At 62.4% G+C, this 21,990-nt stretch carries 17 protein-coding genes; 7 read left to right on the plus strand and 10 right to left on the minus strand.

Annotation, left to right across the window (positions count from 1 at the left end; genetic code table 11):
* Positions 1-1,054: 1,054 nt before the first annotated feature.
* The 7 genes from BZB76_RS00380 to dndB all read right to left on the minus strand — a co-directional run bounded on the left by BZB76_RS00380 (position 1,055) and on the right by dndB (position 11,339).
* A complete protein-coding gene (locus BZB76_RS00380; RefSeq protein ID WP_121432292.1) occupies positions 1,055-3,223 on the minus strand; it encodes a DNA sulfur modification protein DndB in 2,169 nt (722 codons plus the stop codon).
* Between the two features lie 259 nt (positions 3,224-3,482).
* Positions 3,483-5,216, minus strand: coding sequence for an ATP-binding protein (locus BZB76_RS00385; protein WP_121432293.1), 1,734 nt, complete (start codon positions 5,214-5,216; stop codon positions 3,483-3,485).
* 405 nt (positions 5,217-5,621) lie between these two features.
* Complete coding sequence (locus BZB76_RS00395; protein WP_121432295.1) at positions 5,622-6,086, minus strand: hypothetical protein; 465 nt, start codon at positions 6,084-6,086, stop codon at positions 5,622-5,624.
* A 287-nt stretch (positions 6,087-6,373) separates the two neighbouring features.
* The gene (gene dndE, locus BZB76_RS00400) at positions 6,374-6,754 is read right to left on the minus strand and encodes a DNA sulfur modification protein DndE (RefSeq protein ID WP_121432296.1); all 381 of its coding nucleotides are present in this window, start codon (positions 6,752-6,754) and stop codon (positions 6,374-6,376) included.
* The gene (dndD, locus tag BZB76_RS00405; RefSeq protein WP_121432297.1) at positions 6,744-8,735 is read right to left on the minus strand and encodes a DNA sulfur modification protein DndD; all 1,992 of its coding nucleotides are present in this window, start codon (positions 8,733-8,735) and stop codon (positions 6,744-6,746) included. Before dndD ends, dndE begins: the two co-directional genes overlap by 11 nt.
* Complete coding sequence (gene dndC / locus BZB76_RS00410) at positions 8,722-10,215, minus strand: DNA phosphorothioation system sulfurtransferase DndC (protein WP_121432298.1); 1,494 nt, start codon at positions 10,213-10,215, stop codon at positions 8,722-8,724. Before dndC ends, dndD begins: the two co-directional genes overlap by 14 nt.
* The gene (gene dndB / locus BZB76_RS00415; protein WP_121432299.1) at positions 10,212-11,339 is read right to left on the minus strand and encodes a DNA sulfur modification protein DndB; all 1,128 of its coding nucleotides are present in this window, start codon (positions 11,337-11,339) and stop codon (positions 10,212-10,214) included. The genes dndC and dndB overlap by 4 nt, the downstream gene beginning before the upstream one ends.
* Before the next feature lie 74 nt (positions 11,340-11,413).
* Here dndB and dndA point away from each other — a divergent pair, with 74 nt between their 5' ends.
* Positions 11,414-12,562, plus strand: coding sequence for a cysteine desulfurase DndA (gene dndA / locus BZB76_RS00420; protein ID WP_121432300.1), 1,149 nt, complete (start codon positions 11,414-11,416; stop codon positions 12,560-12,562).
* A gap of 4 nt (positions 12,563-12,566) precedes the next feature.
* On the opposite strand, the gene BZB76_RS00425 is transcribed toward dndA, so the two are convergent.
* Together BZB76_RS00425 and BZB76_RS35080 are read right to left on the minus strand one after the other, a co-directional pair.
* A complete protein-coding gene (locus BZB76_RS00425) occupies positions 12,567-14,003 on the minus strand; it encodes a DNA phosphorothioation-associated putative methyltransferase (protein WP_121432301.1) in 1,437 nt (478 codons plus the stop codon).
* A gap of 12 nt (positions 14,004-14,015) precedes the next feature.
* A complete protein-coding gene (locus BZB76_RS35080; RefSeq protein ID WP_211342762.1) occupies positions 14,016-14,246 on the minus strand; it encodes a hypothetical protein in 231 nt (76 codons plus the stop codon).
* Positions 14,247-14,320: 74 nt separating this feature from the next.
* On the opposite strand from BZB76_RS35080, the gene BZB76_RS34470 reads away from it, so the two are divergent.
* The gene (locus BZB76_RS34470) at positions 14,321-14,461 is read left to right on the plus strand and encodes a hypothetical protein (RefSeq protein ID WP_170180446.1); all 141 of its coding nucleotides are present in this window, start codon (positions 14,321-14,323) and stop codon (positions 14,459-14,461) included.
* Between the two features lie 879 nt (positions 14,462-15,340).
* Positions 15,341-16,579 (plus strand): methionine adenosyltransferase, encoded by a 1,239-nt coding sequence (locus tag BZB76_RS00435; RefSeq protein WP_170180447.1) that lies wholly within the window; start codon positions 15,341-15,343, stop codon positions 16,577-16,579.
* Between the two features lie 32 nt (positions 16,580-16,611).
* Here BZB76_RS00435 and BZB76_RS00440 read toward each other — a convergent pair whose 3' ends face one another.
* Positions 16,612-17,448: an aminoglycoside phosphotransferase family protein gene (locus BZB76_RS00440; protein ID WP_170180448.1), complete on the minus strand. Its 837-nt coding sequence runs from the start codon at positions 17,446-17,448 to the stop codon at positions 16,612-16,614.
* Between the two features lie 116 nt (positions 17,449-17,564).
* Here BZB76_RS00440 and BZB76_RS00445 point away from each other — a divergent pair, with 116 nt between their 5' ends.
* The 4 genes from BZB76_RS00445 to BZB76_RS00460 all read left to right on the plus strand — a co-directional run bounded on the left by BZB76_RS00445 (position 17,565) and on the right by BZB76_RS00460 (position 21,950).
* Positions 17,565-18,506, plus strand: a complete 942-nt coding sequence (locus BZB76_RS00445; RefSeq protein ID WP_170180449.1) for an aminoglycoside phosphotransferase family protein — start codon at positions 17,565-17,567, stop codon at positions 18,504-18,506.
* A gap of 122 nt (positions 18,507-18,628) precedes the next feature.
* Positions 18,629-19,918 carry a serine--tRNA ligase gene (serS, locus tag BZB76_RS00450; protein ID WP_121432305.1) on the plus strand — a complete coding sequence of 430 codons (1,290 nt, stop codon included), beginning with the start codon at positions 18,629-18,631 and terminating at the stop codon, positions 19,916-19,918.
* Positions 19,918-20,961 (plus strand): glycosyltransferase, encoded by a 1,044-nt coding sequence (locus BZB76_RS00455; RefSeq protein WP_121432306.1) that lies wholly within the window; start codon positions 19,918-19,920, stop codon positions 20,959-20,961. Before serS ends, BZB76_RS00455 begins: the two co-directional genes overlap by 1 nt.
* Positions 20,889-21,950 carry a hypothetical protein gene (locus BZB76_RS00460; protein WP_121432307.1) on the plus strand — a complete coding sequence of 354 codons (1,062 nt, stop codon included), beginning with the start codon at positions 20,889-20,891 and terminating at the stop codon, positions 21,948-21,950. The genes BZB76_RS00455 and BZB76_RS00460 overlap by 73 nt, the downstream gene beginning before the upstream one ends.
* Positions 21,951-21,990 lie beyond the last annotated feature (40 nt).

The raw sequence follows: 21,990 nt of genomic DNA on the forward strand, positions 1-21,990 counted from the left end.
GCCTGGCCGGGACGAATGAGACGGCGACTGATGTCGCTGTCGCATATTCAGCAACATCTCGATGGCCGCCCAGCCTGCTGGCCAGTCCCCGCATGATGCGGAGTCGCTGACCGGTGCTCTAGAGGCGGATTTGCCGACCAGTGGCGGTGATGTTAGGGATGTCCCCACATGTGACTACTTGCGATTTCCGACTATATGGACGCTGGTTTCTCACTCCATCTCTGACCTGCGGCGTCCCAATAGCACCGGTGAAGGAGCGTGTTGAGGTCCGGTATCGCGGCTTCGTCCTCGGGGGTGGACGGCACCCAGCCAACAGTGGGGTCGAGGCGGGACCAGAGCCCGAGTTCGATAGCGTCCACTGTGCCGGGATACACACCGCTCCACTCCTGCCGACCGCAGTCGTGGTCCTCAGAGCACTGGACACGTTGCCGACCGCTAATCAGGCACCGAGCAATGACACAGTCCTGCGTGTGAGGTTCGCCGATCTCGACCAAGCAACGGGGGCAGAGGGTCTGTACCTCAAGGGCTAGCCTTAGGGCGATCGGGCTCTCGGGTGTGAGGTTCTCGCGCATGGCCCGAAGGCGCGCCAACTCCTTTGACATGGTCTCCAGTATGCACCTTTTACTTCACATCAAGAACGGCAAGTCAGAGGGCCTCATCAATCAATGCATAAAAATCAGCTCGCGTCTCATCCGGCCTAGTCCTCAAGACAAAGGCGTAGAAATGGTCGGCAAGGTACTCATGAACCTCCTAGGTGCCTTTAGTCCGTGCACCTGCGAGGATTGCGGCGATCTCGCGTACATCGAAAACGGTAAGGTTCATGACGTTCTTTCCGAAGATTGTCGAGCAGGGCAACCTTACCCAACCAGAGACACTATCAGCCGATGGGCCGTCGCCGCCGTCAGCGGTCCTCATCCTGAGGATACAAGGTGCCAGCTTTTCCGAGATTACTGGTGGCTGCGAAGATGCCGGTGGATTGACCCAATTTATGCTCTCAGGCCAGAAGCATCCTACTCATGCAGCACCGATCCAACGCTGTAGATCTGCGGCCTAGTTAAGAACCCTCTTCGGGAGCGGTTGCTGTCTCACCGATGCTGATCTGTTCGGGGTTGGTGGGCTGATGCTGTAGCCACGTCTCGATGTCCTCCTCGGATACATCGAACCAGTGGCGTAGAGCCTTCTTGAGTGCGGTAGTAGCGAACTTTTCGGCGGTTTTACTCAGATCGTTTCTGGGAAGGCCTGGCTGGCTGGTCTTGAGTGCTTTCTCCTGCTGCTTGATGCACAAGTCCAGATACATTCTACGCGCTTGTGAGAGTAGGTATTCGAAGGCATCTCGATCGACTAGCCATGTCTCAGCGTGTCGCCATGCTTCAGGAACGGCGAGGGCCTGCATCCAGAAGTATCGGAAGTACACAGCCTGAGGCGTGTCCATGTTGACAATCTGGTTGATCGGGTTGGTGACGTCCTTGTTGAGTGCGAGCTTGCGGTCGCGAGCTCTGCCGTGGTCGAGATGGAAAAAGGCGTTCCATGCCTTGACCAGTGCTTCCGCGAAAGCTGGCAAATCCTTGAAATCGGCGCCACCTGCTTGCTGCTTGCGAAGCTCCCATAGCGACCCGAGAGTCATCATAAGGCCGAGTTGACAGGCATGAGTGTTGAATATGCCGTAGGCCGCCTTGCAGCGCTTCACTCGCTCTGGGCGGGTCGATCCAAGATATTCCTGCGATCGATAGATATCGAAGTCGGCCTCCTTCCCCTTAAGGGCGTCCCAGGCCCTGATGACATCCGACTTCGGCAACTTGCGGCCGCCGGTCCCGTGATTGCCTTGGTAGTGGATGTAACTGTCCCGGAGAGTCCAGTAGACCCCCACACCGCCAAAAAGTGCATCGTGGGCGAGAGAGGCATAAGTGTCGGCTGCATGCCAGTCTTCTTTAAGCTTGGTAAGGCTTGCGGCGTGAGCTGCGTATGGCGTGATGCCCGAGAGCAAGGTCAATATAGCCTTTCCCCAGGTCTCCATGAATCTCTCACTGATTGCCTCTAGGCGGCCGAGCGGGAAGTTACCGTCCCCGATGCTTCCTCTGTCGTAGGAGTATCCGCCGTCTTCAAAGAAGTCGGGGAGTAGACTGACCAGGTCGAGTTGGGAGCGCATAAAACGGTCGCGGTCCTCGGGGCTCTCGCGACCACTGATCGGTTGAGCTAGGTTGGTCAGATACTTGGGTGGGCCGAATACGCAGCGATTCACTGCCATCTTCAAGAGGTGAACGTTAGTCATCACCGACCAGCGCGCGGAACGGCTGCTGTTCACTTCGGGGTTGTCGTATTCGACCGCATAGAGGGGGAGGTAGGAATCGTTACTGCGACTGCGTAGTGCACTGAGCATGCTGCGGGTGAGCACGTTGGACAGTTCCCCGTCAGACAGCAGGATGATCCGTGATTCGCTGGGCGGACGCGCTTCCTTATTGACGTCGACGAAGAGCTTGCGGGCTGCCTCATGCGGCCTCGTCCCTTCACCGGTCTGCTCCGGGAACCAGCAGACGGTTATGGGTACCTCGATTCTTGCGAGATCCGCCTCGGAGACCTGGTAGTCGCGCAGCATCCGCTCGACCTGGTGTTCGTAGAAGGGGCGGAACTGGGCTCCACTGCCCTGCCACGAATGAGACAGCGTGCGCTCAACTGCCAGCAGTGCCATGGCCCGGTGCTGCCCGTCCAGGACTACGAGACTCGCCTCCGAACGGTTCCACCAGAGCTTTCCAAGGTTCGCGGCGTGCAGTGTCCCGTCTGGACCTAGAAGCCGATGCACTTGGAAGGCGTTACCGGCTCGTTCCTCCTGCCACAGCGCGTCGTCGTAGTTGGTGGCGGTGGAAGGCTCCAGGGGCGGGAAGGTGGACGGCCGCTTGTTTCGGAACGGTAGGAGCACGGTCATGATCGGCGGGAAGAAGGCTGGCCCGTTGGATTGCGGCTTAAGCAGGTAGGGGATTAGGTTGACCGCAACGCGATGGTCGTCCAGGTCACGCTGGAGTAGCTGGTGGAAGTCCAGGTCACCAGCATCCATGATCTCGCGGACTGGTGCCAGACACTTCGTGAGTTGCCGCTCGGGAGCATCGGCGTCTCCGCCGAGCCGGGCCTTGGTCATCACGAAGTTGACCTGGCCGGCTGGCGTGTCGAAACTCCCCCACGTACCTTGCACGTAGTCACGGAACGTGAGCCTGGTACCCGAGCCGAACATCCTTCGTTGCCCTTCTCATGCGATGACGCCGTTGGGCGCTACCCTCCACGGCATGGGAGTTGAGCGGTGCCACCATGGCACACCACGCTCAAGAGCGTAAGCCCGATCTAAATCCTGCCAAACATAATGGAGTCAATGCCCCACCTAGACCAGTTCCGGACCCGCCGCTGCGCCCGAGTGCATTGGCGGGCTAGGTGGGCTGGTCCAGGGGTTGCGAGGTAAGCGGCGCTCAGTGCCCGGAAACCCCCGGAACTGCGAATCACTGATCCTTAAATTCCTCCTTCAGCATCGCCTCGGTGAACATCCCCCAGTAGGTGCGCAGGTCATCGAAGCGCTCGGGGTCTTCGTACATTCCCTCGGCTCGCGCGTAGCCCATGAACAGCAGGTCGATGGCTGCCTCGGCGCGGCGCGCGAGGTCTGTGATGTCCTCCGGGCTAAGGTGGTCGGCCCCCTCGTCAGCGATCTTCTTGAGCGGAGCATAGACCTCACTGAAGAAGGAGTGCCGGTGATTGAGCTTGATGACTGACTTGCCATTGAGGTGATGGATTTCCAGGAACTCCTTGCCCGGCCACCTCGAATCGAGCAGAGTAATGGGTTTGGTCTTTATCTGCTCACGGATCTTTGCGATCTTGGCGGTGTCCACGTCCGTGTCCAGCCCCATGTCTGCGGCGGCTTCTTGGACGACTTTCTCCTCCTCCTCGGGGGTCGCCTTGCGACCGGCCAGCCCCTTGGGCAGGACGGGATCGGTCCGTGCTGCGGTATCCATGGACCCGCTGTGCTCACCGTTGTCGAAGCGGTTGCGCGACTCCACCTCGCCCCAATGTTGCCTGACCTGCTTTCGTGCTTGCGTTACCGGCCGCCTCAACCAGTTCCGCAGTTCGTCCCGCAGCTTACTTACCGGCTCGGCCCCCCGCTTGACATTTCGAACCTGAAAGTACTCGTCGAGCTCGGCGGGGAAACTAACCTCGAACGCGACGTACCGGAGAACTTTGTCTTTGCGGCCGCCTTCGAGTAGGCGTGGGACGATGTCGTAGTAGATTTCGCGGCCGTTTCGCAGGATGCTGATCCTGCCCGCGTTCTCATCGTTTATATGGTATTCGCTGATCTCTTCGCCGTTGAGATCGAACGCACCCCCGTCTCCCATCCGATGACGGAATTCGCGGGGGACGAGGGCCACAGTGACGTGGACCTTGTGGCCGTTGATGTCCAGGTCGGCCTCTTCGATGAGTTGCCCACGAGGGTCGAGAGGCTTGTAGCGGGAGATAATTCGAGGATTGTCGCGCAGGAACAGGGGGTCGTGGAGCGTGATGATCTTACCGTTGAGTTCGATCACACGGCCGGTGTCGATGTAAGTGCGGTAGGCGCGGGCGATGAACTTACGTAGGTCCGCGATCTTCTGGTCGAGGGAGGTTCCGTAGGCCCCTCCGCTTGTGAGACGGTCGATCTTTCCGAAAACCACGACCGTGCCGGAGCTGAAGGTGCGTTCGTCGCGCCCGACCATCAGCTTGGAAGCGTCCTTAGGCCAGTCCTTTGCCTCGTAGGTAGTGATGTATTTTTGCTTGCCCTCTCGGATCTCTTCGAGGTCGATGTAACTGTGGTAGATCGTTGGGTTATTGGCCTGCTTGCTGTAGATATCGATGCGTTCACCGAGGCTCAGCCCGGCGAGTTTGAGGCCAACGCCGAAGCGACCGAGGCCTTGTCGCTGTCCGTAGCGGGAGCTGTAGCCCATGGAAAGCACATGATGCATTACGGTCGGATCGATGCCGATGCCGTTGTCGGCGACGATGATGCTCTCGATCGACTTCTTGCGAGGGCCAAAGACTGGCAGGATCCGCATTAGCGTGGCATCGGCCTCAATGGAGTTGTCCAGAGGTTCGCCGATAGCGGCGGTAACGTCGAAGCCGGCGTCACGCATGGAGTCTAGGGCGCGGTCGATCTGGATGATGTCGGCGCGCTGGCTGTCTTGAGAGAGGAAGAGCGGGCTGTTGGTCATCCTGAATCCTTGCTCTTATCGATTAGCGGGAATTGTGGCGAGCCTGGTGTCGAGATCGGATGCGTGATTGCCGTGCCGCTCGCTGGGTTGGTTGGCAGAAGACGCATGTCCCTTCGTGAAAGTTGGGTCGGTCGGGGTGGATGCGGTTCGACAGCGTAGGGGCGAGGATGTGGAACAGGGCGCATTCGACGTCGTAGGCGTTGGTGGCGTTTGGGTGTACGTCATAGGTGAAGTAGGCGCCACGCTGGTCGGCACAGTGACGAAGGAGTCGCTGGCGAACATCGGTATCGCTGCGACCGATGTACATCGGGTCTCCGATAGCGGTGTAGAGGACATATGTGCCGATTGTCTGTGGAGGAATAAGCGCCCGGACCAGCCACGATCGTAGACGCAATGCCCGCGGCGTCACGTTGCTTGTACCGCGCCTTTCCAGAGGGTGAAGGCGTTGCGTCGCGCTCGGCTGATCCGTTCACGCATCCGAGGCAGAGGCACCCCGGATCCGGGGGCCAGGGTGTTGGCGTCATCTCCGTGAGCGAGGTTCCAGAGAAGGGTCCGCTCGCCTTCAGTGAGGCGCGACTCCGTGCGCAGCCATTCGAGAGTCTCAACGACGACGTAGTGAGTGTCGATGGCTCCGCGGTCCGAACGGTCGAGGGGCACTGTGGGGGCGATGGCCCTACGACGTTCCAGCGCCTCGTAGGCGTGGCCCATGGCCGACCGTATCCGTTGTCGCGCTGGCGTGATGGTGTCCGTGGTGTTGCGCAGAAGTTCGTCGAGGGCGCGATCGATGCGGTCAAGCTCGTAGGTGTCGCGCGTGCCCAGAGCCTGTTGCTGCAAGGCGGAAACCGCACCCGCAACTGAGGGGCTGATCATTGCTCGCTCCGTGGTGTCTGGTGGTGTGCCCCATGCGGTGGCACACGTCCGAAAGGTGAAGCGGCGGTATGTAGTTGTGTCGCCAGGGTACTGGAGGCACCTGACAGATGAGGGCGATCCGCGGAACCTCGCTGTCAGCGGACGCTGCGGTTGCCCTCGCTTCTATAGGTCGGGTGAAAGCGACGGTTGTTGCAGGGATTGACGATGTTTGTTTGTTGGTCCGATCGGTGGCGGGAGGTACCCAGGTCGAAGGGCGCGTCGCGTGTGGGGCGAACCGCACGGGTCACCTAGTCCGTGGCGATGGTGATCAGGTCCTGGATGGAGCGCAGGTCCTGGCGGCCAGCAAGAAACCCGATTCCGCGATGCAAGTGGATGATCAACGTCTTACGGACCGCGGCATCCGAGGGTTCCTCGCCCTCGGCTACGCACCGTTGCTTGAGCAGTGCAAGGTAGACGTCACCGTAGGAATCGGCGAAGGTCTTCCAGGAGATCTCCACGTTGGAGTCCGTGATGATGTCTTTGACCAGCGGCGGCGAGGGGTCGCGCAGTGACAGAGCAAGGGCCCAACGACAGAGCTCGTTCCACTGAGTCAGACCTGTGTGCCGCTTGAGCCATGAGAGCTGTTCTTTAGCGTGTTGTGACAGCCGGATGGTGATCTCAGACGGCATGCATATCTCCTTCGGTCCACCAGTAGCCAGGCACGACGCGGGTGGTGAAGGTGGTGTCGTTGTGAACAAGGACGTAGCTGTGCGTCACAGAGGGCTTGAGTCTCCGAAGCAATTCCTCGTCGATCTCTTCGTCGGTGGACAGGAGGAGGACCTGGCGGCCTGCTTGAGGGAAGTACTGGTCGACGAGACGTTGGCGATGGCGGCTGTCGAGGCGGCCCAGAGGGGTGTCGATGACCGTAGGTAGGCGGTTGCCGGCGACCTTGGCCAGCCCCCACAGGAGCGAGACAGCCAGAAGCTGCCGCTCACCTGCGCTAAGCCGAGAGGGATCGATGATTTCACCATCGGAGTTGGTAAGCGTGAGCTGGAACTTGTCCGTATCGATCCGTAGATCCTTGACGAGCGTGCTCTTCCTCATCAGCTTCTGGAAGCTTGTCAACACCGCTACCTCAAGCCTGCTGATGTGCTTGTTCAGCAGCGCCTCGCCAAATTTGTCCAAGGTGTTGCGAGCCTTTTCCGCGTAGATAACGATGCGTCGGAGTTCTTCCTCGCGGATGAGGGTCTTGGTTCGCTGCTGCTGTGACCGTTCGAGTTCTGCGGCTAGCCGATCGCGGTGGCCTTTGATTTCCTTTAGCTCTGTTTCAGCGCGCTGAACTGCGCTCTTAGCGACGGCAAGAGCATCCATGCGTCGCTGGCGTTCCTCCAACAAGGTCTTGATACGCTGCTCGTCGGGAACTGCGGCGAGTTCGCGGTCTGCCTCCTCCAGTTGATGGATCGTTTTGCTTGCCTCCAGGAGAAGCTCGGCTGCGCGTGACTCGTCACTTGCCAGTGCCTGGTCTAGAGCAGCTAGCTTCAGGGGAAGATCGTGAGGTAGACCGAGCCTTTGGTCGAGACCGGTCACAGACGCGCGTTTCTTGCGATCGTTAGTCAGTTTTCTCTTTAGAGCGGTACGCGCCTTTGCTGAAACGTCATCATCCAGTTGATCGATGAGCCATGCATCGCGCGCTTCGAGTACCTCAAGCAACTGACGTGCTTCGCTCGACTCCTGCTCGCGTTCCGCCTGCTTTCCCGCCGCCGCAAGTTGGTCACGCAGCAGGGCCAGAGGGAGCGGCCCCGCTGCAATGTCCCGCAAGCTCTTCTGCAGAGTTCCTAGCCGGGCCGCAATTGCTGCACGAGACTCTTCGAGCTCTCGGAGCCGCTCATATAGCTTGCCACCTGCACGCTCAAAAGTATGTTCGATCTTATCGAGCTCGACTCGTGTGCGGTCCGCGTGTGATCGGAGCTGCCCTAGGCGCTGATTCCGATCGGCGACCTCCTGGTTGGCGGCGTCGTACCTCGTCTCCTGGTCCTGTATCCGGGTCACAATGGCCTGGTCCTCGCTTGATAGCCTTTGGCGACGTTGCAGTGCCAGGAGGTCCGTGCGCAGTTGTTCCACAGCGCTGACACCCAGTAGCGAGTGGACGGCGGACTCAATGACGCTGGCGGCCCGCTCCGGGTCAGCAAGGGATTCGACCTTCTCCCCATCGAAGAAGAATAGGGAAGCAACCTCTAGCGGTAGGATCTCCTCTACATGTTCAGCCCAGCCTTGGCTAATAGAGCGGCTATACTTTCCGTCCAACAGAACGCTAAGGTTTTCCTTCAGTTGCTTTCCAATAAGGCTCCAGCTCCGGGTTACCTCGTAGGTCCGCTCCTGACCCTCGACCGTGACGGAGAATTCAAGCTTGAGCTCAGAGCCACGGCTGGAATCTGCCTTACGGTTGATGCTCTCGCGAAGATAAGCGTCGTAGGAGCGGTTGCCCCGGCCACTGCAGCGCGCCCGGGGGCCGTAGAGGACGAGTTGAATGGCATCCAGCAGGGTTGTCTTACCGCATCCGTTCAAGCCGCCGATCAAAATGATCGGACGTCGTGGCTTCACGCGGAGGTCGAGACTATGCAGCCCGTGGTAGGCGCCGAAGTCGCGAAGTGTGAGGCTATGCAGATGCATCGATGTCCTCTACATCCAGTGTTGGATGGGTTGGGGTACCCTGACGCAGTTCCCGCATTTTCTGCGCGAACTCTAGAGCATCGTCTGCATCCTCGTAGAAGCCCTTCTTGATGGCCTTTTCAAGAGCACCGAACAACCCTGCCCGTCGGGCCATGGTGCGATAGTTCCGCTCGACTCCGAGGAGTTCGCGAGTCATCGCGAAGTGGATATCGTCGCCATCACAGGCGTCCCGGAGTAGTTCGATCTCCTCCGCGCCAATAACGAGTTGTTCGTCCAGCGGGCGTCCCGGAAACGCTTCGCCAGTCGCTTCCTCGTAGATTCTTGGCAGAGAGTCTTCCACTTCGTGCTTATCGAAGACCCAGATTCGCCGGATCTCGTGCAACTCTTCCATTGTAATCAATTCGATGTCACGCACGTGCTCCGGCGCCTTCTTGCGCACAAGAGACTGGGCCACAAGAAGCTTTTCTAGCCACTCTTCGCGAGCAAATTGCTTGTACGGCCCGGGAATAGGCCGATCGTTGAATAGCTGAACGTTCCCGTTCATTCTCCGGAAGTCTCGGGTCTCACCTTCCCTCGCTACGTCGTCGAGCTCGTTGCGCAGCTTGAGGAGCGGCCGCATCCACTCCTTCTCTTCATCGTTGCGGATCATGGCCGTCATCGACTTGTCCTGCTCCACCAGCGTGCAAGTCCAGCAACCAAAGCGGCTGTCACCGCATGACGGCGTAGTGTTGTCGACCACCAAGGGGCACTCCGTATCGTCGGAGGCCCCCTGATACATGGTGAGGAGATCCTTGTTCCGGTGTCCCCAGGGATTGGGGTGCTGCATGAGGAACATCCAGACCTCGTCGGTGGTCCATGCCTCGATGGGACTGTAGACGAGGGAGTTGGGCAGGTTCCCATTGGGCGAGAGACGGTCGCGGACACGACCTTTCTCATGCTTCGCCATCGCACGTGCGCGTGCTTGGCTCTCAGTCTTGCGGATGCCTAGGACGAGGATGGCCTCACCATGCCGGCGGACAACTCGCCGAATGAAGGCGTTTGACGGCTTGATCTTGAGGCGCTCAGTGCACCAGCGGAACTTTGGACGTGGAGCGGGATAACCGCGGCCGATCAGATTAACCCAAAAGGTGTCCTTGACTTCGGGGATCAGCCGATGCGGCTCGATGGGAAGCGACTGCTGCTCGGCGGCGACGCGCATGGTCTCCAGCGACTTGGTGACCCAAGCGGCGACGACGGGATTCTCTACCAGAGTATCTGTGCTGATCACATGTACCGGCTTGCTGCGTTGATCGGCAGGAAGCCCTTTTAGCGCAAGCCAGACGAGTTGGAGAACGGCAGTTGAGTCCTTACCCCCGCTATAGCCGACAACCCAGGGCACCTCGTCGGCAATATAGAGTTGGCGGATCTCCTCCGTCAGCTCGTCGATTACTTCGGCAAGAGGCCTATCCTGGAAGGGAGCTGTCGACTTACGGGTACTCATGAATCTCCTTGCACGTGCGCGTCTTCCACCTGCTGTTCCTCTGGGCTTAGCTCAAGCTTTAGGTGGTGACGCAGATAATTCGTACTCAAGGTCAAGTTCTGATGGCTCTTCTGCACACGCCCGCCGATCAGGGCACGGCCTTCCCAGTCGAGGTTGGTACGCGACCAATCCACTGATGAGAGGGCCTCAAGTCTTGGCCGCCACAGCTCCGGCGACAGAGATTCCCGCAATAGGGAGTTGCCCACACGACCAAGCGCATGCAAGGCGATGCCATGGCTATGCAGGAAGTCGCGTCGCACCTCTTGTGCTGACAGTTGTCGGCGCCTTACCAGGGCCCACTCTGGAATAACGGCATCGACTGTCGTCCAATACGCCTCGGCCAGCTCTCGCGACTTGTCTTTGGTGATTTCCAGCCCGTGCAGAAGAGCCTGGGTGGCGTAGTAGATCGAGCTCAGGGTGAACAACTTGCGGGAACGCTGTGAGAGGGTGCTGCTCTCCATCTCCACATGCCCCTTGAACACTGGAGACTTCATGGCAAGCAGGCGGGCGATCGTCGCCAGGTCGTCACGATGGTCGTACAGCACACCTAGGGATCGGGGTGGCCTCACGGCGTGCCGGTTCAAGTCGGCGAACATCTGCTGGCAACGGGAGAGACCCGCATCGTGGAAGAACACGACGGCGATCGTCTCCTCGCCGAGGTCAGGGTTCTCCTTTAGCGCCTGCTCGATTGCGGCACGCCGGTGCTGGCCGTCGTTGATCAGGAAGCGGGCTGCCATGGAGATCCTGATCTGGCCAACCCGCATGCCCACGCCGCTGTCGGTGACGCTCTCGAAGTGGATCGTGCCGTCGACGGACGCGGTGATCGCGCTGAAGACGTAATCCTGTGGATTGTCCACGATGTACCGGGTCAGCGCGGGGAGACGCCCCTTGTTCAGTACACGCTGAGCGCGAACGTCCGGCGCCAGCTCATCCTCATCAAACAAGAAGATCTTCGGAATAAGGCGAAGTGGACACATGGATACGTAGAACTCACGCCCTGCCTGGACGCCACGGATGGCCGGAAAGATGTACTCAAACCCGGCCGACGCCGTCCCGGTGGGCTCTGCGGCAGCTGATGATCCCACCGGGTAACGCTATCGTACGTCAGGGAAACAACGTACGCGACTTGCGAAACAACGCTCGAAGGTAGGTTGGGGCCATGGTGACGTACCTTGACGTGGCAGCCACCACGCGCGTGGATCCGCGTGTGGCGGAAGAGGTCCTGCGCTGGATGACCGAGGACTTCGGCAACGCCGGCAGCCGCACACACGAGTACGGCACCCGCGCTAAGCGCGGCGTCCAGCGTGCCCGCGAGTACCTGGCCAGTACAGTGAGCGCCGAACCCGACGAGTTGATCTTCACAAGCGGCGCTACGGAGAGTAACAACATCGCTCTGCTCGGCTTGGCTCCCTATGGGGAACGCACTGGCAGGCGCCACGTCATCACTTCCGCCATTGAGCACAAGGCGGTGCTGGAGCCACTGGAGCACCTACAGAGCAAGGGCTTCGAAGTCGACTTCCTTGAGCCCGGCTCCTCAGGAAGGATCTCCGCCGATGCCGTGATGCAGCGGCTGCGTCCTGACACGCTCCTGGTGTCACTTATGCATGTGAACAACGAGACTGGCGTGATCCAACCGGTCGCAGAACTGGCGAATCAACTTCGCGCCACCGCTACTTACCTTCACGTGGACGCCGCTCAGGGATACGGCAAAGTACCCGGCGACCTGACCGCACCGATCGACATGATCAGCATTAGCGGCCACAAGATCGGCGCCCCCAAAGGCATCGGCGCCCTCGTCACACGCCGGCGAGAGGAACAGGACGATGAACGGGTTCCGCTGGAGCCGATCATGCTCGGTGGCGGACAGGAGCGCGGGCTGCGGCCTGGAACGCTGGCGGTGCCGCTGATCATGGGGTTGGCCGAGGCGACCAAGATCTTCGAGAAAGAACACGCCCAATGGCAAGCGGACGCGCTAGAGCTGCGTACCCGGCTCCTTGCAGCGCTGGCTCGAACCCGCTTTCATGTCAACGGCGACCAGGAACATGTCGTGCCACACATCCTGAACGTCTCCTTCAACAACGTGGACGCCGAGGCGCTCATCGTCCGGCTCAAAGAAGAGGTCGCGGTCGCGACCGGCTCCGCCTGCACCAGCGCTTCTTACACGACTAGCCACGTACTTCGCGCTATGGGACTACCGGAAGAGACGGCGTCGAACGGACTTCGTCTCTCCTGGTTCCCTAGCCAAGCGCAGGATCTAGATGTCGACGAGTTGGCGCGCATCGTTGCAAACTTGCAGCCGAGCACATGACTTTTCAGCCGTGCCTGCGCACCAAGCGGTGCCCGCGCAGGGCACGCCCGCATCGCAAGAGTTCGGTCTCCCAGCCACTTTCGGTACCGATGAGATGGGGATTCTCGTACAGGCCCGCCCGGACCTCAGCCTGAGTGAGCCGCCGGTACTTGCCCGCATCTGGGTCGTCGGGATGGAGGAACTCATGTTTACGGTGCAGCAGCGGGCGGTTGTCCGAGGCGCTGTAAGAGCGGTGCGCTGTCTCGAAGGATCCGAGATCGACGTGGTAGGACGTGAGCAGCCGCGGATGCGGGTCGCTATCGAAGTCCGGATAGTCCAGCCAACTCACCGCGCGGCCCTGATGGTGGAGCTTGGCGATCGTCCACGCGTGGGGCCTGCCAGCGGCGATCGACGCACAATGTTCGTACAGGCGCAGAACCGTGGGCAACTGGTCGACCGCCCGCTGATGGACGTACAACGCCGTGGGAGTCAGCTTCCCCACGCTTGAGGCGTTCATCGCCCCGCGGACGTAGGTGTCGTCCCGCAGTTTGAACAGCAGCCTGTCGGCGCGCTGGCAGGCCTCCCTGTAGGAGGAGAAGAACGCCCGGATGTCGAGCTGTACGGTGATTGGCAGGCTGGTGAACGGCCCTCGGCCGTTGAACAGCTCGACTGCCAGGAACAGAAGCGTGCTGAGGGTGGTGCGCTTGGCCGCCGCCGCCACTTTGACCGGCTCGACGGAATCGTTCACCAGCCGGCGCACCTCGCTCGGACGCAGGTCCCCCAGCAGCTGAGCCGTGGGCAGCGGCATTTCCTCCAGCCGGGGCAGCCGACCACGCCGCTCCACATGATCGATGAGCGCAGCGATCGCTGAGGCCGTGTCCTCTGAAGCCAACCACTGCTCATCAGACATGACCCGCTGCGCCAGGTAGCTCAGCCTGGCGGTGTCGTTCTTGAACGAATAGATGATCCCCGGAGAGGCGGAGATCGCCCGCACACCGACGACCTCCTCCACATAAGCGCGAAGCTCACTTGCTGTGAACAGATGTTGAAAAGTCTGTCGCCGCGTCAGCACCCCGTCACCAACCGCGACACCGTTGACCTTCGACCGCTCCCAAACCAAACGGGCGGAGACGATCAAAACCGTGCTCGCCAGATCCCAGGCACGTTCCAGCGTCCGACGCCGCTCGACAGGATCCTCAATGACGTTCAGGACATAGGTGAGCAGAACGACATCTGCCGGATCCAACCCTGCGTCGGGGTTGTAGAAGGGATCCCAGCCGACCACCTCACAGCCCATCTGCCGCAGGAGACGCACGTCTCCACCACGCCCGCACCCGTAGTCGAGTACGGACCTTCCCGACAGGACCTGCTTGTCCAAGATGGCTTGCCGGGCTGGAACCGATAGCCCGTCCCGGCTGATAGCGGTCAGACTGCGCTCACTACCCCACGCCTGTTGGGTCATATAAGCACGCCCTCAGCGCGAACGCTCGACATCGTAACGCCGATACCTCCGTGGAAAGACACTGGCGGCAAACACCACCACCTCCCATCTGTCGGGCCAGGGAAGCGACAGTACGTTCTGAACTTTCACCTGACTCAGCCACAGGGCAAACGGATCCTCAGCGACGGCGGCCATCAGCGTGGGCAGCAGTGGCTCAATCGTGCCCGCACCGTGTCGGCGCGCTTCATCAAGAGCAGCGATCAAGCGTCGGCGTGCAGTGACGTATCGGCTCGGCGGCCCGTTGTGCCGGTTGAGCGCACCCGCCAGCCTCGTTGCCAATGAGCCATCGGGAGGTCAGCGAGCCCCCGGAGCTCCGTGTCGTCGTCACGATCGATCACGGCCATGACGCGATGCTGGCCAGAGTACATCTGATGAGGCAGCGACGACGCGTCCTAAGCCTCTACCTCAAGGCCTCGTGAGTAGGGTGGCCAGGTCGATCATGGCTTGGTAGGACAGGGCGATCTTGCCGTAGTGGGGTGGCGATAGCGCGGTACCGCTTGAGTTCGACAACGTTGCGGCACCGGTAGTTCCGCGGATCGAAGGCAGGTGGGCCGTCGTCGGCCGAGCCTTACCCAGACGAGAAGCCTGCTGGTCGTGTCGCTCCGGGATGGCCGCGGCGATGCCGCGCCAGCCGAAGCCGGGCCGGGATCGTGGGAACTGCAGCCCTCGTCTGCGATCACCCAGACCGGTCTGTCAACGGCGCGTGAGTATTCGGCCGTCGTCGTCACGGTCGCCGCCAAGGCCGCCCCTGGCCAGCCCCCGAGGATGGCCGGGAACGTTGATCCTGGCCGTCACCGGCTCGAACATGATGCAGCCGTTTACGTTGGCGGCGTCCTGGTGAGCACACACGATCGAGTCGGCCGCTACTGCTCGGGTCCAGTTCATCGATCGCCTCGGCGACCAACGCATCCGGCTGACCAGCGCCGTCAGGGTGCCGCTACGCGATCAGCCTCAGAACCGGTTGTAGACGGTCTTCCACGGCCCATACCCTTCGGGCAGATCCGCCAGGCCAACTCGTTTTCTCTTAACAACCTCTCGTTGATCACCTGCCGGTCACCCACCCGCAGACGCCCCACTCACCTGAACGAGGGCGACGACGGCTCGATGACCCGCCACTGCTCATTCGTCAGCCCATGCCTGAGCACCACCCGAGCAGAGTCAAACCAGATCACGCACCCCGCCTTGAGGACAGGCTCCAGGTGCCGGATTCGGTTGGGACCATTGGGGCGTTCTGTCGGCCTTGTGACGTAGTATCCCCTTTTCTCCTTGTCCGGCCACGAGCTCAGGGGAGCCCAAAAATGAATATCGTGACCGTCTCCGGTCTGCTTGCCGCGGATGAGATCCCGGCGGAGGTCGTCGAACGCAAGGGTGCTGGTCATCCCGACACTCTTGCCGACGGTGTCGCGGAGGCGATCTCTCGTGAGTACAGCCGCTACTGTTTGGACCAGTTCGGCGCGGTTCTACATCACAACACCGACAAGACCGCCCTCCTGGGCGGTGCGGCCGAGGTCTCCTTCGGTCACGGTCGGCTGACCGCTCCGATCACCGCCTTGGTCAATGGTCGGCTGACGCCGTCGCTTGGTGACCACGTGATTCCGGTCGAGGACATCGTCGCCGATGCGACCAGGGGACTTCTGGCCGACGCGCTCCCGCTGTTGGATGTGAACGAGCATCTGCAGATCCGCTCCAGGGTTAGCCAGGCGTCCAGTCCCGGCGCGGTGATCGGTACCACCAGCGGGCAGCGGGCGGGCCGCCGCTTCTGGTTCGCTCCGCGGGACCTGGACGATCTCGCCGAGCGGCACCGGCCGTTCAGCAACGACACCTCGGCGGGCGTCGGATACTGGCCATTGTCAGTGGCCGAACGACTCGCCTTGGGCATCGAATCGCGGCTCACCTGCGAGACCTTCACTACGCTTCATCCGTACTTCGGGACGGACGTCAAGATCATGATCGTGCGAAACGGAGGCCATGTCTACATCACCGCCTGTGTTCCGCAGATCGCTGCCCACACGCCCGACCTGCGGCACTACATCGAACAGCGTGCACAAGCGCGGGAGTTGATCGCTGAGTTCGCCGCGACGATCGCACCGGATCACGCGGTGACGGTAGCGGTCAACACCCGCGATAACGAGGAGCGGCGGGAGTTGTATCTGACCGCAACGGGGTCCTCGATCGAATCTGGAGACGAGGGTGTTGTCGGACGCGGTAATCGCGTCAACGGGTTGATTTCGTTAATGCGGCCGATGAGCATGGAGGGCGCGTCGGGTAAGAACCCCGTCTACCACGTCGGCAAGCTATATAACCTCGCCGCTCAACGCGCGGCCGAGCGGCTCCACGAACTGACCGGCCGTACCTGCGTGGTCGCACTCGTTTCCCAGTCTGGCCGCGACCTGGACGATCCCTGGCAGGTCATCGTCCAGACCTCCGGCGAGGACCCGATCGACGACGGGCTCTCTCGGAAGGTCGTCACCGAGGTCATGGAAGAACTTGATGACATTCGTTCCGCCCTCCTGGCCGGCAAGCTTCCCACCGCCTGATCATGGCCGCATCATGGACAGGCTCGGGGGCGTCATCGTGGTGTCCCACCGTCTTTCATAGTGTTGATCACCTGCCAGGTGAGCGCCACGGCGTCGTCGATCGTCCGGCTGTCCAAGAGCCGCCGGAGAAGACTGGCCGGCAACCGCGCGAAGTCTTCGCGGCGGCGCCGATCGGCCCACAGCACCAGACGCCACGTAAGAAGGCCGGTGATGGCATCCCCGACGCGCCAGGGCCCCAACGCGGCCGCTACTCCAGCGGGGTCCGGCTCGACCCCGTCGTTGAATGCCAGGTCTCGAAGCGCGTGGAAGATCATGTCAGCGTGATCCAGTGTAATGGGGCCACAGGCCGCGGCCTCCCAGTCCACGACCGAGACCGTGTCATCGGACACGATCAGGTGGTCGGGCTTGACGTCTCCGTGCAGCAGGACGCGGGGTATGCGCTCAGCGGTCCACAACGCGGCACGAAGGTCGTCCGCCCATGCGTGGTGAGCCCAGCGACTGGTCAGCTGGCCAAGGAGGAGATCGGTGGTGGACCCGCCGGGACCTGCCCAGCAGGATCGGGCGTTCGGCGCCGGTTTGGCGTGGAGCGGGGCGAGGGCACGGCTCGCCGTATCGAAGAACTCCAGCAGCCCGTCCTCGCTGCGCACGGCCAGGGACTTCCCTGGCATGACGCTGAGCAGCGACCAGTACGTATCCCCCGCCGCGCCGAAGGCCATCAGCTCGGGAACCATCATCCCGAGGTCCCGTGCCCGGCCGAGGGCGAGGGCTTCCCGTCGGGCGCGTCCTCGGGAGTCGAGCGTCAGGTACGCCTTGAAGATCGCGGTGTTCGCCGCGTTCCGGCTGGTGGCGCTGTAGCCGCTGATGGTCAAAGGGGCGAACGGCCCGTGTTCGGCCGTGAGGGCCCGTACCTGCCGGCCAAGGTCTCGCCGGGCGTCGACTTGCGTGGTCATCGGCCCCCTCCATTGGTCACGATAGGGACGATCGCGTGAAGCGCGGGCGGCTCGGGTCCATTCCGGACGGGGCGCGAGTGCGTCTCCTGGGCCATTACGGCGAAATAGTCCTTCCATGGCTGCGTCGCGTACCTGAGCGGCTGGCCGATGCCGCCGCCCGCCACCAGATGGTGGAGGTCGGCTATCACGACTGGGGGCATGCCTCCGTCATCGCTCATGGACGTACGGCAACAGGCCGAGGGATGGTCTTGAAGGCGGCGTTCGATCCGCGTCGCCTCGCGGAGGAGTCGGCCGCCTTCGCGTTCTGGCGGGGACAGGCCGTCCCCGGACTGGTGGCGGTTGAGGAGGATCTCGGAGTCCTGGTGACCGAACTGGTCGAACCAGGCCCGGGAGGTGCGCAACGTCCCCGGAGGGAAGCCGTGCTCGTGGCTCAGGCCTTGGACCGGCTGCATGAGCGCGAGCCCAACAGCGTGCGAGGCGCGCTCCCGACGTTGGTCGAGTACTACGCCGACGAGGTGGTCGGCCGGATGACCGAACGGGACGACGTCACTGGCCGTATGGTGGATCGGGCTCTGGTGGCCACGGCATCGCGTCTAGCCCTGTCGTTGCCGACGGCAGCTGGTGAACGTGAACGCGTGCTTCACGCGGATCTCTACCGGGAGAACGTCCTGTTCGACCCCGAGGGCCGAGCCGTGTTCATCGATCCCCTGCCCAAGATCGGCCCACCGGTCTTCGACTGGGCGTTCTGGAGCGTCTACTACGACTTCCACCACGGTTTCGAGGAACGCCTCCATATCGCGGTCGACAGGGCCGAAAACGCGGACACACTGGTGCCGTGGTGCCTGCTGCTGGCTGTGGACGGCCTGCTGTACTTTCTGTCCATCGAAGATGGACAGCGGGTCACCAGGGCACGGAAGATCATCGAGGTGCTGCGAGAATCAGGCGGGGATGGCGCGACGATCACGGCGCGACGATAATTGCCACCGGCGGCGACCAGGAAATGCGTACGCTGGAAGCTATGTGGCGCGCCGCCCGCGATCCGCCGGGCCGGGGTGGCTGACCCGCTCAAACCGCCGTATTTCGAAGGAGTTCTCTACTCATGCACGATCCGCGAGTTCTGCTGGATCCGCAGACAGACGCCGTACGCCGGCTCGCCCGCCGTGGCTTCGAGCTGGACCTGGGCCAGCTGCAGGATCTGGTCTCGCGTCGCGGCAAGGCCATCCAGCACACTGATGAACTGCGCGCTCAGGCCAACCAGGCCGCCAAGAACATCGGAAAGATCGCCGGTGAGGGGGGGGACGTGGAGGCCGCCAAGGAACAGGCGCGCAGGCTCAAGGAGGACATCCAGACCAGCGACGACGCGGCAGCCGCGCTGGATGAGGAACTGCGCGCCTTCCTGCTGACCGTGCCGAACCTGCCCGCAGACCACGCTCCCGAGGGCGACTCTGAGGAGTTCGCCGAGGAGGTCCGGCGCTGGGGCACGCCACCGGTCTTCGAATTCGAGCCCAAGGACCACGTCGATCTGGGCGAGGCGCTGGGAATTTTGGACTTCAAGCGGGCCACCAAGCTGTCCGGTCCCCGGTTCACGGTGATGCGGGGGGCCGGTGCGCGGCTGGAACGCGCTCTCGCCCAGTTCTTCCTCGACCTGCACACCGGTCAGCACGGTTACGACGAACACTACGTGCCCTACCTGGTCACCCCCGAGACGATGACGGGCACCGGGCAGCTCCCCAAGTTCGAAGAGGACCTGTTCAGGACGGACGTCGGCGACCGCAGCCTTTACCTGGTGCCCACCGCCGAGGTGCCGCTCACCAACCTGTACGCCGGTGAAACGCTCAACGAGCGCGACCTGCCGATCGCCGTTACCTCTTACACTCCCTGCTTCCGCAGCGAGGCCGGATCGTACGGCAAGGACACCCGCGGCATGCTCCGCCAGCACCAGTTCTCCAAGGTGGAGATGGTCCGGTTCTGCCGCGCCGAGGATTCGGCCGCCGAGCTGGAAACCCTCACCGGCCACGCCGAACGCTGCCTGCAAGAACTCGGCCTGGCCTACCGCGTCGTCGCGCTCGCCGCGGGCGACATCGGCTTTTCCGCCACGTTCACCTACGACCTGGAGGTATGGGTGCCCAGCCAGGGCCGCTACCGCGAGGTGTCCAGCTGCTCGGACTGCGCCACCTTCCAAGCCCGCCGCGCCAAGATCCGCCTCAAAGGAGCCGACGGCAAGAAGACCTTCGCGGCGACCCTCAACGGATCCGGCTTGGCGATCGGCCGAACCATGATCGCGATTTTGGAGCAGGGCCAGCAGGCCGACGGCTCGGTGGTCATGCCCGACGCGTTGGTCCCGTACCTGGGTTTCAGCAAGATCCTGCCCGGCGGCAAGGTCGAGTGATGCGGGTCGGGATCTGCGACTTTCCCTCCCAGTACGCATTCCCGCCCCACGGCTACGGCGGGATCGAACGATGGCTGTGGGCCACCGTCATCGGTGCCGCCCAAGCCCAGGCGGACGTTCACCTGATCGGACCCGCCTGGCGCCCCGAGGCCACCGCCCGGTTCCCGACCACCCCGCTGCGATTAGAGGACCTGACACCAGGCTCAGCCGACGCCACCCAACTGTGCCGGATGGGCCTGGACCTGCTCATCGTCGGCCACGAGTACCCGTCCCTGCCGGCGTGGCGGCGAATGTGGGAACAACTGGGCTGCGATGTGGCGACCTTCCAGCACGACCCCGCCTTCCAGCACGCACCGCGGGCCTTCGACGGGATTCGGTCCCGGTTGTACTGCTACTCACCCGAGATGATGGAGCGCTACTCCTCGTGCGCGGCGATCCAGACGCCGTCGGTGCAGTTCGGGCTGGACGAGGAAACACCGCCATTACCAGGCCGCGGTAGGAACATCGTCTGGCTCGGCCGCATCGACGCCGACAAAGCCCCCCACCTGGCCGCCCTCACCGCCGCGCGACTCGGCCTCCCCCTTACCCTCGTCGGCCCCGTGCTCGACGAGACCTACGTCGCCGAGCACAGCGCCGCCCTCCACGCCCCTCACGTCATCTGGGCCGGTGAGCTGTCCGGAAAGGCCAAGACCGCTCTGCTCCAAGAAGCGGCCGTGTTCGTCTACACCTGCGCGCCCAGCTACATCGAAGCCGGAGCCGCCGTGTTCGGCGAAGCGCTCCGAGCAGGGGTGCCGGTCGCGGCCCTGACCTGGCGGCCCGGCACTTGCGCCCACGTCGCCCTCTGCCCCGACACCGGTGTCATCGCCACCGCTGATCCCGCGATGGGCGACGACGACGTCGCCGTCATCCTCGCGGACGCCATCGACCGAGCCATGCGACTGGATCGCCCCACCGTCCAGGAGATCGGCCTATGCCGCTTCGACCCGGCCCAGCACTTCCGCACCCTCGCCCACCCGACGACCACATCCGCCATGCTCTCCTAACCGAGATCCACACCTACTTCACCGCGCCGTGGCATCTCATCGAAGACCAGGCAGGCACGCGCCTGGACATCACCTGGCGCGAAGCGCCTAGCCCACGACACCCCGCGCGCCGTCCACTGGACAACAGCGAGATCCTCACCCGGATCGAGACAACCTTCGCCGAGCGCGGCATCACCCGCGGCCGGGTCCTCCCCATCCGATGGGGCCGCGACACCGACCTGACCATCTCCGCCGTCCAAGCCCTCGACCCCTACCTCAAAGACGGCCGACCATTCACCTACAGCCAGGGACTCATCCCCCAGCCGGTCGTCCGCTTCACTGGCAAACGCGACGAAGCCGGCCGCCTACGACCGGGATTCCTGACCTCGTTCGTCAACCTCTCCTGCGTGGTGCCGATCACGGAGGTCGGCGAACACCTCCAGCTCATCGACACCTGGATCAGCGCCCTGTCTCGGCTCGGTCTGCACGCCCGCCACCTGCGCTTCCACGGAACACACAACATCTGGACACGCCAAAACGTCCGCGGGATCACCCTGCGCTTCACCTACGCGAACACCACGATCGCCGACGCCGTCCTGCTGTGGAACACCAGCCACCCCCGGCACATGGCGAGCGATATCGGATCCGGTCTGGAACGCCTCCGTTGGATCCAGACCGGCCACAACTGGTCTGAGGCGGCGTTCGGTGACCACGCCGGCGACTGGCCACCACAACTGCTCGACGCCATACGAACCGCCACTCTGCTCATCGACGGCGGCATCCGGCCCGGAACCCGAGGCCCCTCCAGAGCCCTGAACAGAGTGCTCGACCAGATCCCCCGCCAGATCGCGACCGCCGGCCTCAGTCGTCTCGTACGCGACGCCTACACCCACTGGGGCCAGGTCACCCAGCTTCGAACCCCCTGGCCCGTAACCAGCCAAATGATCGAGGAAGCCGCAATCATGCGTACCGCGTCCACCGAGAGAGGCCGGAAAGACCACATAGCATGACCTCAACCATTGCGACGGAAATCAAATTCATTGCCCTAAC

The organism is Actinomadura pelletieri DSM 43383 (genome assembly GCF_003634705.1).
In the GTDB taxonomy this organism is placed as follows: Bacteria; Actinomycetota; Actinomycetes; order Streptosporangiales; family Streptosporangiaceae; genus Spirillospora; species Spirillospora pelletieri.

Coding starts and splice junctions, on each gene's coding strand:
- BZB76_RS00380 (WP_121432292.1), bottom strand. CDS start 3,223: ATGTTCGGCTCGGGTACCAGGCTCACGTTCCGTGACTACGTGCAAGGT.
- dndA (WP_121432300.1), top strand. CDS start 11,414: ATGGTGACGTACCTTGACGTGGCAGCCACCACGCGCGTGGATCCGCGT.
- BZB76_RS00385 (WP_121432293.1), bottom strand. CDS start 5,216: ATGACCAACAGCCCGCTCTTCCTCTCTCAAGACAGCCAGCGCGCCGAC.
- serS (WP_121432305.1), top strand. CDS start 18,629: ATGCACGATCCGCGAGTTCTGCTGGATCCGCAGACAGACGCCGTACGC.
- BZB76_RS00460 (WP_121432307.1), top strand. CDS start 20,889: ATGCCGCTTCGACCCGGCCCAGCACTTCCGCACCCTCGCCCACCCGAC.
- BZB76_RS34470 (WP_170180446.1), top strand. CDS start 14,321: ATGAGCCATCGGGAGGTCAGCGAGCCCCCGGAGCTCCGTGTCGTCGTC.
- dndD (WP_121432297.1), bottom strand. CDS start 8,735: ATGCATCTGCATAGCCTCACACTTCGCGACTTCGGCGCCTACCACGGG.
- BZB76_RS00425 (WP_121432301.1), bottom strand. CDS start 14,003: ATGACCCAACAGGCGTGGGGTAGTGAGCGCAGTCTGACCGCTATCAGC.
- BZB76_RS00435 (WP_170180447.1), top strand. CDS start 15,341: ATGAATATCGTGACCGTCTCCGGTCTGCTTGCCGCGGATGAGATCCCG.
- dndE (WP_121432296.1), bottom strand. CDS start 6,754: ATGCCGTCTGAGATCACCATCCGGCTGTCACAACACGCTAAAGAACAG.
- dndC (WP_121432298.1), bottom strand. CDS start 10,215: ATGAGTACCCGTAAGTCGACAGCTCCCTTCCAGGATAGGCCTCTTGCC.
- BZB76_RS00395 (WP_121432295.1), bottom strand. CDS start 6,086: ATGATCAGCCCCTCAGTTGCGGGTGCGGTTTCCGCCTTGCAGCAACAG.
- BZB76_RS00455 (WP_121432306.1), top strand. CDS start 19,918: ATGCGGGTCGGGATCTGCGACTTTCCCTCCCAGTACGCATTCCCGCCC.